This window comes from Actinomycetota bacterium (assembly GCA_036280995.1).
Classification (GTDB): Bacteria; Actinomycetota; CALGFH01; order CALGFH01; family CALGFH01; genus CALGFH01.
Genome location: DASUPQ010000617.1, coordinates 1 through 10,826, shown reverse-complemented (window position 1 = coordinate 10,826; position 10,826 = coordinate 1). Strand labels below are relative to the sequence as shown.

Below are 10,826 nucleotides of genomic sequence, written 5' to 3'. Positions count from 1 at the left end.
TCCAATCAGCAGGTCGACATCTTGGTCGAGCCAGGCGGCATAAGCCCGAAGCGCCGCCGACCGTGAGCCACCGTCGTCCACGACGGTCAACCGGACGTCATCCTCCTCCGCCCAGAGCTCTAACCCCGCGCCCGCCTCCATTCCTTGACGGGCGAACGGGCCGGTAAGGCTGAGCGTCACGGCCGCCGCTGTGGGCGTGGAAGTCCTCATAACCAGTGCGGTGCGTCGCCCCCTGGATCTCCCAGTCCCGCTGCGCTGGACCGGGATCGACCCGGCCAGCAGGGTCCCCCGTACAAGGCCAGGACATAGGTGTAGCCAGTCCCCGTCACTTACACAACAGGCAACCATTGAATTGGTAAGGGTCTCTGACTGAAGGCCGCCCTTCGGCCCGGCAGCCACACGGCAGTCACCGGGGCATCGACCCAGGCGCCACTGGGCAGCCCGACCAGGGCGCTAAGCTCTGCTCGCCGGTGAAGGCCGATGGAGGGAGGCTTGCATGGAGGTCGCCGATAAGGTCCGCAAGGCAGCCGGCTTCCAGGCCGAGGATCCGTTCGCTCCTCCCGAGGGGCCGCCCTTGTGGCCGATGTGGCGCCAGCCAGCCTCGGATCGGTAGCGACTGCTGGTCTTGGCCGGATTGGCGCTGCGCCGGGTGCGTTGCCGGCTGCCGGGCGTCGGGCGCCCGCGTTCACGTCCGGCCGGCCGCCGCCACTAGGGCATGGCGGTCCCAGCGCTCCTGCGGATGGCCGGCCAGGCGATGCTCATGCCGGTACAGCCGACACTCCAGGGTGTACTCGACTGGCGGCTCAACAGCAGGCTCCACATCGCGGCCGGCCACTCGGACCGTCGGGGAACCCGGGAACCGGGCCCGTTCTGCCGACGCCTGGTCGGTGATCAGGATGGTGCGGATCTCAACGTCGATGCTCAGATGCTCAGCTCGGCGCAGATCCGTTGGAGCAGCGACAGCGCCGCCGGCACGCACGGGCAGTGCTCTACATGCAGCACCTCAACCACCAACAAGCCCGGCACGCTTCGCCCTCCCCGGTCCATGGCATGGCAACCTCCTGGCACCAAGCCCTGTTGGCTCGTCAAGGCCCTGGTTTAGGCCAGCTTGCTCGCCCAACTGGGTTCCTCGAGCGGGTGGCCGGGGTACGAGGCGACCGGCCTGGTTTGCCGCCGTCCGACAGCGCCACCTGGGCTGGCAGCCCTGCCAGTTCCTCAGCCCGCGCCGAAACCGAAACGCGCCTTCCAGCTCGCCGAGCAGCTGGCAGCGTCAGAGACGGGCGAAACGCCCCCGTCCGCTAGGCCGTTCTTTTCGAAGGGTGATTTCGTGACCGAGCCGCGCGACCTGACCGACCTGGTGCCGACCGACGTCCGAACCGAGCTCGCCGCCGCGGTCGCCGCGCTCGAACTGCACGGGCCAGCGGTCACCAATGGGCTGCGGCGGCTCGACCGGGCGACCACGGCGGCGTGGAATGCCGTGAACCCGGCCGACCCGACCGAGGACGAGTGGCGGCTCGTCGAGCGCGCGGTCGGGATCGACCGTGGCTGGAACGCGGCCTATCAGCTGGTCTCCACCCTCGACCCGCCCGGGCAGGGCCGCTCCCCAACCTAACGCCTGACGGCTCGCAACTGCTCTTTCCAGTGCTGCGCACGTCTGCGCAGGGCCAAAGCACAAACACCCGGCCGCTCCTGCCCGCTTCGCGGTTGGATGGCATACACGGCAGCCGGTGCCGGCGGCCAGGTTCACCGCAGTCCTCCCGAGAGGTCCAGCGGACACACAGAGGAGCCCGCCGGAACCGGCAGGGGATGGGGACACAGCGGAAGGATCGGTGTTCGGGGGGGTCCGGAGACCTCGGGGGTGGTCGCCGGGAACCGGGGGTGCGATTTGGCCGCTGGAATGCCGCTCAGGGGCGCGGTTACCCACCGCCTGCGACCCGTCGGCATCTCTGCCCAGGCCTTTCGCGTACCCGGCACGCTCATCGGTCGGCCCTCCCCGAACCAGCAGCCGTCGTGCACCGTGTAGCCGTCAAGGGCAGGCTCGCTGCGCTCGTCCCTTCGGTGCCCTTGACGGTGGGGCGGTGGTGCGCTGGGAGGTCATCGAGGGCCAGGCGAGCTGCTGGCTGGCCAGCCGTGCTAGGTCGTTTATGTCGTGATGTCTCTTGGCGTGGTCAAGCCTGCTCGGATGAGCCAGGTCCGAAGGCCGGCGATGGTCCGGTCCTTGAGGACCAGCTTCCGGCCGTTGCCTTGGATCTGCTGGGTCGGTCTGAAATCCAGCGGTAAGCGCCAGAAGTCCTCGACCACCTTGCCGTCCGGGCCGAGCACCTGATCCAGGGTGCTCCAGACGGTTCCATCCGGGCGGACTTCGTAGCGGGTGACCAGGGTGCAGCGGTACAGCCAGTCCGGCTGCCTGTCACCCCAGAGGTGACCAAGGGTGATGGTCGGCGCCTTGTCAGGGATCATCTGCCTCGGCTTCGCCGTGGCCGGTTGCTTGGTCCCGACCTTCGCCTGGGGCTTGGTCGGCGCACCGCTGCGGGTGGCCAGCCACGCCGACACGGCCCCAGGCGTCGCCCGCAACCGGGCAGCGACGGCATCGACGTCGGCATCGCCCCTGACCCTGAGGCCGGCCTTCTTCACCCGAGCGGCGACCGTTTCGACCTTGGTCGTCGGCCGACCACTGAAGCTCACGCCGTTCCCGTTCGCCTGGATCTTGGTCGGCCGAGGGGGCTTCACGGGCCTTGCCGGCGTGCCTGGCCTCGTCGCTGCCCGATTGATGCCCGACGGTTTCACCGTCGCCTGGTCGACGGATTTCGCCACTGCCGGGGTCAGGTCGTCCCGGCCGGCTGCCCGGTCCTTGGCTTCCTGGTCGGCGTTGACTTGCCGGGCGATGTCATCGAAGAGATTCGGCTTGGCCGTGTGCGCCTTGGATGCCGCTTCCCGGCCCTTCCTGGCCGCGGGCTTCCTGGGCACCCTGGCGGGCGTTGCTGTGGTTGGCGTCTGTCGTGGTCTTGCCATGCTGGGAACCCCCATGCCTGCCGCCAGGGCAGGCTGTCGTACAGCCATCGCTGTAGGAGACCACGGGCCGCCAACAACCCCACCTGCGTGTCCACGTTGCCCTTTCACTGTCCTTCCCGCGGCGCTTACAACGGTCAGGCGGCCGGGTGGAGCCTGGTCCAAGCGGTGGTGGCGAGCAGTCCACGTCGGCGTCGGAAAGGACCTGAGTGGATCGAGGGGGCGAGAGGGATGGAGGACCCGCGCGGATGACCCTGAGGAGCGCGAGCAAGCCCACGCGCTCCTTACCCGAGCGGTCAGCAATCCGGACTGGCAAGCCGCCAGCCAGGCGCTCGATGACCTGATGCGCATGCTGCTGGTGGTTCGTCGGCTGCTGGAGGCCGAGGAGCGCCTCGCCAAGCGCGAGCGGCGAGCAACCCGATGTAACGGCTGCTGGCCCCCGAGCGCTAAACTTACTTAACCGGTCCAGTAGTGCGGGCGGTATCCTGCTTGGCCCCCCCGGCGGGAGCCGCCCGCTCTTCGCTTATAGGCGGCCACCAGTTGCAGCTGCTGTCCGAGTTGCATCGGCCAGCGAATCGGTACTTCCCGCTGATTCGACGCGATTGAAGCGTTTGCAGCTACAGGCTCAGGCCTAGGGTGGCAGTGCCGCAGCGGTCGGGACAGATCTTCTTGGCGGGAGAGATGACCGGCTGCTGCGGCGCTGGAGGGCTGGCTGCGAGGATTCCCCGCCCTCCCCGAGGGTTAACAGGACGGCACTCGGGGCCGCCGCGCTGATCCTGCCGAGTCCCCGTGGGATCGGGCCCTTCCACGGTGGCCCCGAGTGCTCTCTGCTTGGCCCCCCGTCTAGCTAGATCGTATCGGCCGCCCCGGTTTGGCAACCGGAGCTCGGGTCGAGCCTCCGTTGGGCGACGACGACCAGGACGACGAGGAACCAGGACCGGTCGCCAGCTCGACCAGCGATGCGACGGTGCGGGACGCGGGCGAAGCATGCCGGCGTTCCGCTCCGTCGTGTCCGTGCTGTTGAGGGCGTTGGGAGACTTTTCTCTAGACCCTCAAGGCCGACCTGCGGGCGGCCGTCTGCGGCGGCCGTCCTCGGCCGGCGATGGGACCGCCGGACGGGCCGGTGGCACCTGCGCGGGGCGTAGCGCGCCGACGTAGACCCCCGCCAAGACCAAGAGACCCCCGAGCACCAGAGCGGCGCCGATTGGTTCATCGTCCAACCACCACGACAGCACCACGGTGACGACCGGGACGAGCACGAAGGTGTACGCCGCTCGGGACGCGCTCCAGTAGCGGAGCACGACGATGTAGAGCACGAACACCACCACCGAGCCAACAACGACCAGATAGCCGACCGCAACCCACGTCGCGGCGCGTTGGGGCAGTACCAGCGGCTCACCGGCGAGCATCGACCCGACGACCAGCAACGCCCCACCCGCCAACATGCCCACCGCGTTCATGGCTACCGGGTGCACACGGGGGAACCGGCGCACCAGCACCGCCGCCTCCGCGAAACACAAGGCGCTGCCCACCAGGGCAAGCAATGACAGCAGCGGTACCGACCCCTGCAACGGGGCCTGCGACATCACCGCGATCCCCGCAAGCGCGAGGAGCGTACCGACGACCGCCGCGACGCGAAGGCGCTCCTGGCGCTGCGCGACGGCGAGCAGCAGCGTGGCCAGCGGCACCAGCGCGAGCAGCGTCTGGCCGAGCCCGGCGTGCACCTGGACGAACCCGTAGTAGGCAAGGGCGAAGGCACCGCCGAAGTTGAACACGCCATACAGCAGCGCACCGGTTAGTGCCCGTCCCCGGGGTGGCGGCTGGCGCAGCGCCGCCATGACGGCCACGAGCAGGCCGGCGGCCACCAGGAAGCGCAGGCCGGCGCCCCACAGCGGGGCCAGCTCGCGGTTGCTGAACCGGACACCCACCGCATTGCCGCCGGCCAGCACCGAGCCGATGATGAAGGAGGCGAGCGCCACCCGCTCGCGGTTGGCCGCCATGAGCGAACGCTACGCCGCTCAACTCACGTCGACCAGCATGGCATGGACCGCTGAGTCCTCTGGTGTCCTGCTGCCGCGCGCCTCCCCGCGACTTGCCAACGAGGCTGGCGACGACCCGGTCTCCAGGGGACAACAACGGACACACTCTGCCCCTCTTGACCGGCAGCGTTCACTGCCGTCGGAGGTGGCGATCCTGCCGGATCCGGCTTTGCAGGCAGGGGTCGTGGGTTCGAGTCCCATCATCTCCACCGACAAACACCCTCGGCGGAGTTGAGCAACCGGTGACGGCGACCAGCTCAGACGGTGTCGTGCTCCAGGGCGTGCAGCATCCGGGTGGTGGCGTCGCGAACGATCTGGCGCTCCTCGTCGGTCAGCTCTGCTGCCCGGTGCTCCACGATCCAGGCGATCCTCGGCAGGTCATGGATCATCCATGGTGTGAGCCGCTCGCCAGGTGACGGGAACGAATGCGGGTCGTGGGCGAGCAGGCCGCCGCAGGTCGGGCACCTTGGGGTGGGCGTTGTCATGGGGATGAGTATGGTCCCCGTCCTGGCGGCGGTCCATCACGAGGAGTGTCCAGGGGCTGACCTGGGCTTGGCGGTGGAGATCGCCGACACGGGTGGTGGCGAGGGCGGTCGTGGCTGTGGGAACCATCGTCGTGTCCTTCGGGAGGTTAGCGGTGGCCGGAGAGCTCCAGCTGCCAGCGCCACTCGGAATGGTCGGGGGCGTGCCACCAGCTGGTGAGGATCCCGGCTTCGCCGCCGGGCATCAGGACCAGCAGGCCGAGGTCGTCCTGGGTGGGCCAGTGGTCTTGGAGGCGGATGGTGGTGTTGTCGCGGACCAGCAGGCTCATGGGGCCGCGTCCTGCCAGACCAGGGGGACGACGACCACGTCCATGGCGATCTTGCCTTTCGGAGCCGGGAGGATGGTGACGGACGGGCCCAATGATGTTCGATCAGGCGAGCAAGGCGACCACCGCGACCCCGACCCCGATGGCGGCCGAGGCGGCGCCGATCCGGAGGGCGCGGCGGCGGTCCTGCTGGCGCGCCTGCTCGGTGGGGACCCGGGCCTGGGGTCGGCGGGCGGGGCGGTCGAAGTTGTAGACGCCCCGGAACCCGAAGTCGGCGCAGAAGCGGGAGCGGGCCTGGAGGTAGCCGGCCGCGGCGCCGGTGGCCGGGAGGGCGAGGGTGAGGCGCCAGGGCCGGGGGAGGTCGGAGCGGATGAGGGCGGCGGCGAGGACGGCGGTGGTGGCCAGGCCGACGTGCCCGACGCGGCGGCGGAGGGCGATCTCGGCCGGGCCGATGTTGCAGGCTCCGGCGACGTAGTCCTGCGTCATGAGCCTCCCTTCGGGATCCACGCGGTGCCGCTGCGTTGCCGGACCTCGGCCCACAGCTCCTCGTAGCTGCGGGTGACCTGGCTGCGGGGGGAGAAGGTGGGCAGGGGGGCGCGGTGGACGGCCATCTGCTCGACCAGGGAGCGGGCGGGGATGACCGTGGTCGCCAGGTCGTCGCGGCGGGCGCGGAGGTCCTCCATCACCTCGCGGTGGAGGCGCTTGCGGCCGTCGGCCATGGTGAAGAAGGGGAACAAGGCCGGCCGGTGGTCGAGCCCGGCCACGAACTCGGTCAGCTGCTCCAGGGTCCGGACCGACAGGGTGGTGGGGATGAGGGGGACGAGCAGGGTGCCGGCGGCCTGGACGACGTTCTCGGAGACCAGGGAGATGCCGGGCGGGGAGTCGAGGATGGCCACGTCGTAGTCGTCCGCGAGCGGGGCGAGCATGCGGGCGAGCCGCTGGGTCGGCTTCTTGGCGTCGTCGAGGACGAGGTCGAGGTTGCGGTAGGTGAAGTCGGAGGGCACCAGGTCGAGACGCTCGAACTCGGTCTGCTTGACGGCCTGGTCGAGGGAGCGCTTGCCGCGGACGAGGGCCTTGCCGCCCCCCTTGACGTGGGGGCGGACACGGAGGACGTAGCTGGCCGCGCCCTGCGGGTCGAGGTCCCAGAGCAGGGTCCGCTGGCCGTCCCGGGCGGCCAGCCAGGCCAGGTTGACGGCGGTGGCGGTCTTCCCGACCCCGCCCTTGATGTTGTAGGTCCCCAGAGTCTTCACGAGGCCACCATCCTGTTCGTCGCCTTGGTCAGGGCGCCGACCAGGCGCTCCACGTCCTGGTCGGTGGTCCACAGGTGCGGGGAGACGCGCAGGGACGAGCCCCTGACGCCGGCGAACACCCCGGCGCCGGCGAGTGCGGCGGCCACGGCCCCGCGCGCCTCGTCGGGGAAGGCGATGCCGAGCATGTGCGGGACCCGGTCGCCGGAGGTCAGCCGGAGGCCGATGGCCGCGACTTCGCGCTGGATGCGGCCGGTGACCTGGCCGAGGGTGGCGGCGACCCGCTCGACCTCCCAGTCGAGCAGCTGGCGGAGGGCGGCCACGGCCATCGGGGTGGTCTCGAAGTGGCTGCGCTGGCCGATGTCGAAGCGGCGGGCCCCCGGCTGGTAGCGGTCCTGGTAGTCGACCAGGGCGCCGAAGTCCTCCGACCCGAGGCGCGAGATCCAGTTCTCCTCCAGCGGGACGCCGTCGCGGTGCCGCTCGGCCACGTAGAGGTAGCCGAGCGCGAACGGGCCCAGCAGCCACTTGTAGCCGACCGTGACCAGGTAGTCGGGCTGGACGGCGGCCAGGTCGAGCGGTGCCGCCCCCAGGGCCTGGCTGGCGTCGACCACCAGGGCGGCCCCGGCCTGGCGGGCCCGCTCGCCGATCGCGACCAGGTCGACCGACCCGCCGTCGGTCCAGTGGGTGGCCAGGACGGCCACCACCGCGGTCCGCTCGTCCAGCTCCTCGAGCACGGCCTCGCCCCAGGTGCGGCCGTCGCGCCGCTCCACGGTGACCAGGGCGGCCCCGGTGCGCCCGGCGAACCGCTGCCAGGTGTAGCGGTTGGAGGGGAAGTCGTCGGCCAGGACCAGGACCCGCCGGCCGGGGCCGGCGGGGAGGTTGGCGGCGGCCACGGCCAGGCCGTAGCTGGTCGCCGGGACCAGGGCGACGCCGTCGGGGTCGACGCCGGCCAGCCGGGCGAACAGGGCCCGGCGCTCCTCGGCGCCGGAGAACCAGTCGTCGCTGGAGATCCGCCACGGCCGGGCCCGCCGGGCCAGCGCCGCCTCGGCCGCCTCCCGGGAGGCCCGCAGCGTCGGGGCCAGGCTGGCGCAGTTGAAGTAGGCGACGTCGGAGGGGATGTCGAACAGCTCCCGCTGCACCGGGAGCGGCCGCGGGGCCGCCGGGCCGGGGGTGTGGTGGTCGGGTGGCGGCATGCGGTAAGTATCGCCAGGGAGCACGCCCGATGACCACCGACACCGCGGCCGACGAGGCCGGGCGCCGCGACGCGGTGGCCGGGTCGGCAGCCCCGGCCGACGGCGGGGTGGTGGTCGTGGCCGACGAGAAGGTCGCCGAGACCTTCACCGCCCCGAGCCTGCGGGTGCTGCCGGTCGAGCACGAGTTCTGGCGCGTCTACGAGCTCAGCGGCTGACGCTCAGCCGGTGGGGCGGCCGCCTCGCAGGTCGGAGCAGAACCGGCCCGGGCTGGCCGAGGGGCTGCGGCGGTACTCCCAGCAGATCTGGCCGAACCCGAACGCGACCTCCTCGTCCGGCAGGCCGCCGTTCCAGCTCGAGTTGACCCGGGTGACGACCACGTCCTCCAGCTCGACGACCAGGAACGCGAACGGCGGCTTGGCCCCCCGCTCCAGGGTGATCACCACCCGCTCGATGTGCTGGCCGGTGGCGGCCGCCTCGACCAGCGGGACGGTGGCCAGGTCGGTGTGCTTGCCGATGACCACGCCGTCGAACACCGCCTTGCCGGCGCCGCCACCGCCGCCACCACCGGGGTCGGTCTGGTTGGTGACGCACCAGTGGAGGGTGACGACGTCGATCTCGTTCTCGTGCCCCTTGACGGTGGACTCGCCGGGGATGCCGTCGACCTCGGCGAAGCCGCTGACGGTGGCCTGCCCGCCGGGGAGGTCGGGCACCGGCGGGCAGATCGCCCCGGGGGCGGCGGTCCGCGGGTCGCAGGGGTCTGGCGGCATGGCGGGAATGCAACGCCCGGCGGGCCGCCGGTGTCAACGCCGCCAGCGGCCCCGGTGGACGACCTGGTCGACGGGCCGGCGGGGGCGGGTGCGGGCCGAGCCGCCCGGGCGGTCGTCGGCCGCCGGGTAGCCGAGGGCGACGACCCCGACGAGCCGCCGGCCGGGCGGCACCCCGAGGTCGCGCAGGAGCGCCTCGGCGCCGTGGAACACTCCGAACCACCAGGCGCCGACGCCCTCGTCCACGGCCGTCAGCAGCATCAGCATCACCGCCATGGCCGCGTCCATGTCCCAGTAGGGGACGGGCCAGCCCGCCTCGGTGTCCATGCCCAGCCCGGCCTTGTCGGGCTCGCCGTAGCGGTCCAGGTAGGCCTGCTTGTCGGAGAGGACAAGGACCAGCACGGGCGGGGTGGCGGTGCTGTAGGGCTTGCCGAAGCGAGGGTCGGCGGTGGCCCGCCAGAAGTCGCGGACCGCCTCCGGCCCCTCCAGGACCAGCAGGTCGAGGCCCTGGCTGAACCCTGCCGAGGGCGCCCTGGTGGCGCTGTGCAGGATGCGGTCGAGGACGTCGGCGGGCAGGGGACGGGGGTCGAAGCGGCGCACCATCCGCCGGCGCCGCACGACCTCCCGGAGCTCCACGGCTACTGCGTGGCCGCGGCGGCCAGCTCCCGGACCCGCGCCAGCACGGCCGGGTCGCCGGAGCGCTCCAGGGGGTCGGCGTCGGCCCGCCCCCACAGGAACAGCAGCAGGTCGGAGGCGGTGCCGGCGGCGACGGCGTCGCCCTGGGCGTGGCCCTGGCCGACCTCGACCCCGGCCGGCAGCAGCCGCAGCAGCCACTCGCCCTCGGTGTCGGTGGCGTGCAGGTGCAGCGACTCGCCGCGCCCGCCGACGGGTGAGCCCTCGGCATGCGGGGCCAGGAACACGTCCAGCAGCTCGGCCACCCCGTCGGCGGCCAGGGCCGCGGGCACCGGGTCGGGGTCGCCGTGGGCGCTCTGGGCGTCGACCCGGTGCACGGCCGTCTCCTGGGCCATGCGCCGGTACCAGAAGCCGGCCGTCTGGTCGGGTCGGCGGAAGGTCCACACCGGGGTCTCGGGGTCGGTTGCCTCCAGCACGGTCAGCAGCTCCTCCAGGCCGTCGGAGTACCAGCCGAGCAGCTCGGCCCGGGGGGGCGCCGGCGGCGGCCACGGGTCCGGCGGCCCGGCCAGGCGGCCCCGGACGATCTCCAGCTTGTGCCGGTGCACCATGCCGGTGTGCAGGACCAGGTCGGCCACCGTCCACCCCTGGCAGGCCGGCACCGCCGGGTCGAGGCCCTTGCCGGCGGCCTCGGCCAGCGCCACGCCGTCGTCGCGGAGCGCCTCGAGATAGTCGTTCATGTGCATCCGGGCAGTCTGCCAGAGCTCGTCGACGCCGGCTCGGGGCTAGTCCACCTCGGCCAGGGTGCCGTCGAGGTCGGCCAGGGTGATGCGGGCCGGAACACGGCGGCGGAAGGCGGCCAGGGTGTGGCCGCGGACCCGGTCGATCAGGGGCGGGCTGGCCAGGACCGAGGGCAGGACGACCCGTTCCGCGTCGAGGACCTCGCAGGCGGCGGCCAGGGCGTCGGGGCCGTGGCCGCGGGCCACCCAGGCGGCGCCGTCGAGGCCGAGCTCGCGGGCCTCGGCCAGCTGCTCGGCCAGGTTCGGGCGACCGGCGCGGCGGGCCGTGCGCTGGTTGAGCAGCGAGCTCCTTGGCCGGCCGCCGTTGCGGGGGGGCCGCTCGTAGGGGTCGACCAG

The 10,826-nt window shown here is 72.0% G+C and carries 15 protein-coding genes; 2 read left to right on the top strand and 13 right to left on the bottom strand.

Features of this window, described 5'->3' with window-relative positions:
• Both VF468_20855 and VF468_20850 read right to left on the bottom strand, forming a co-directional pair.
• Nucleotides 1–180: hypothetical protein (locus VF468_20855; protein ID HEX5880741.1), on the bottom strand; the 180-nt coding region annotated here is incomplete at its 3' end.
• Nucleotides 181–685: 505 nt separating this feature from the next.
• Nucleotides 686–979, bottom strand: a complete 294-nt coding sequence (locus VF468_20850; GenBank protein HEX5880740.1) for a hypothetical protein — start codon at nt 977–979, stop codon at nt 686–688.
• A gap of 348 nt (nt 980–1,327) precedes the next feature.
• On the opposite strand from VF468_20850, the gene VF468_20845 reads away from it, so the two are divergent.
• Nucleotides 1,328–1,612 carry a hypothetical protein gene (locus VF468_20845; protein HEX5880739.1) on the top strand — a complete coding sequence of 95 codons (285 nt, stop codon included), beginning with the start codon at nt 1,328–1,330 and terminating at the stop codon, nt 1,610–1,612.
• 530 nt (nt 1,613–2,142) lie between these two features.
• Here the strand turns inward: VF468_20845 and VF468_20840 are convergent.
• From VF468_20840 to VF468_20810, 7 genes are all read right to left on the bottom strand, one after another.
• Complete coding sequence (locus VF468_20840; protein HEX5880738.1) at nt 2,143–2,967, bottom strand: hypothetical protein; 825 nt, start codon at nt 2,965–2,967, stop codon at nt 2,143–2,145.
• 1,094 nt (nt 2,968–4,061) lie between these two features.
• A complete protein-coding gene (locus tag VF468_20835) occupies nt 4,062–5,009 on the bottom strand; it encodes a DMT family transporter (GenBank protein HEX5880737.1) in 948 nt (315 codons plus the stop codon).
• 296 nt (nt 5,010–5,305) lie between these two features.
• Nucleotides 5,306–5,533: a hypothetical protein gene (locus tag VF468_20830; GenBank protein ID HEX5880736.1), complete on the bottom strand. Its 228-nt coding sequence runs from the start codon at nt 5,531–5,533 to the stop codon at nt 5,306–5,308.
• 146 nt (nt 5,534–5,679) lie between these two features.
• Nucleotides 5,680–5,859: a hypothetical protein gene (locus VF468_20825; protein ID HEX5880735.1), complete on the bottom strand. Its 180-nt coding sequence runs from the start codon at nt 5,857–5,859 to the stop codon at nt 5,680–5,682.
• 102 nt (nt 5,860–5,961) lie between these two features.
• Nucleotides 5,962–6,342, bottom strand: a complete 381-nt coding sequence (locus VF468_20820) for a hypothetical protein (protein HEX5880734.1) — start codon at nt 6,340–6,342, stop codon at nt 5,962–5,964.
• A complete protein-coding gene (locus tag VF468_20815) occupies nt 6,339–7,106 on the bottom strand; it encodes a ParA family protein (protein HEX5880733.1) in 768 nt (255 codons plus the stop codon). The genes VF468_20820 and VF468_20815 overlap by 4 nt, the downstream gene beginning before the upstream one ends.
• Nucleotides 7,103–8,296 (bottom strand): aminotransferase class V-fold PLP-dependent enzyme, encoded by a 1,194-nt coding sequence (locus VF468_20810; protein HEX5880732.1) that lies wholly within the window; start codon nt 8,294–8,296, stop codon nt 7,103–7,105. Before VF468_20810 ends, VF468_20815 begins: the two co-directional genes overlap by 4 nt.
• Nucleotides 8,297–8,325: 29 nt before the next feature.
• Between VF468_20810 and VF468_20805 the strand changes: the two genes are divergently transcribed.
• A complete protein-coding gene (locus tag VF468_20805; protein HEX5880731.1) occupies nt 8,326–8,511 on the top strand; it encodes a hypothetical protein in 186 nt (61 codons plus the stop codon).
• Between the two features lie 3 nt (nt 8,512–8,514).
• On the opposite strand, the gene VF468_20800 is transcribed toward VF468_20805, so the two are convergent.
• The 4 genes from VF468_20800 to VF468_20785 all read right to left on the bottom strand — a co-directional run.
• A complete protein-coding gene (locus VF468_20800) occupies nt 8,515–9,063 on the bottom strand; it encodes a type VI secretion system tube protein Hcp (protein HEX5880730.1) in 549 nt (182 codons plus the stop codon).
• A 33-nt stretch (nt 9,064–9,096) separates the two neighbouring features.
• Entirely contained in the window at nt 9,097–9,696 is a 600-nt protein-coding gene (locus VF468_20795) for a nitroreductase family protein (GenBank protein HEX5880729.1), read from the bottom strand.
• Between the two features lie 2 nt (nt 9,697–9,698).
• Nucleotides 9,699–10,436 (bottom strand): maleylpyruvate isomerase family mycothiol-dependent enzyme, encoded by a 738-nt coding sequence (locus VF468_20790; protein HEX5880728.1) that lies wholly within the window; start codon nt 10,434–10,436, stop codon nt 9,699–9,701.
• Between the two features lie 39 nt (nt 10,437–10,475).
• A partial coding sequence (locus VF468_20785; protein ID HEX5880727.1) for a hypothetical protein occupies nt 10,476–10,826 on the bottom strand: 351 nt, incomplete at its 5' end.

What these genes read in the sequence shown, in the direction of transcription:
- VF468_20825 (HEX5880735.1), bottom strand. Translation starts at nt 5,859, where the DNA reads ATGAGCCTGCTGGTCCGCGACAACACCACCATCCGCCTCCAAGACCAC.
- VF468_20790 (HEX5880728.1), bottom strand. Translation starts at nt 10,436, where the DNA reads ATGCACATGAACGACTATCTCGAGGCGCTCCGCGACGACGGCGTGGCG.
- VF468_20835 (HEX5880737.1), bottom strand. Translation starts at nt 5,009, where the DNA reads ATGGCGGCCAACCGCGAGCGGGTGGCGCTCGCCTCCTTCATCATCGGC.
- VF468_20820 (HEX5880734.1), bottom strand. Translation starts at nt 6,342, where the DNA reads ATGACGCAGGACTACGTCGCCGGAGCCTGCAACATCGGCCCGGCCGAG.
- VF468_20805 (HEX5880731.1), top strand. Translation starts at nt 8,326, where the DNA reads ATGACCACCGACACCGCGGCCGACGAGGCCGGGCGCCGCGACGCGGTG.
- VF468_20810 (HEX5880732.1), bottom strand. Translation starts at nt 8,296, where the DNA reads ATGCCGCCACCCGACCACCACACCCCCGGCCCGGCGGCCCCGCGGCCG.
- VF468_20800 (HEX5880730.1), bottom strand. Translation starts at nt 9,063, where the DNA reads ATGCCGCCAGACCCCTGCGACCCGCGGACCGCCGCCCCCGGGGCGATC.
- VF468_20830 (HEX5880736.1), bottom strand. Translation starts at nt 5,533, where the DNA reads ATGACAACGCCCACCCCAAGGTGCCCGACCTGCGGCGGCCTGCTCGCC.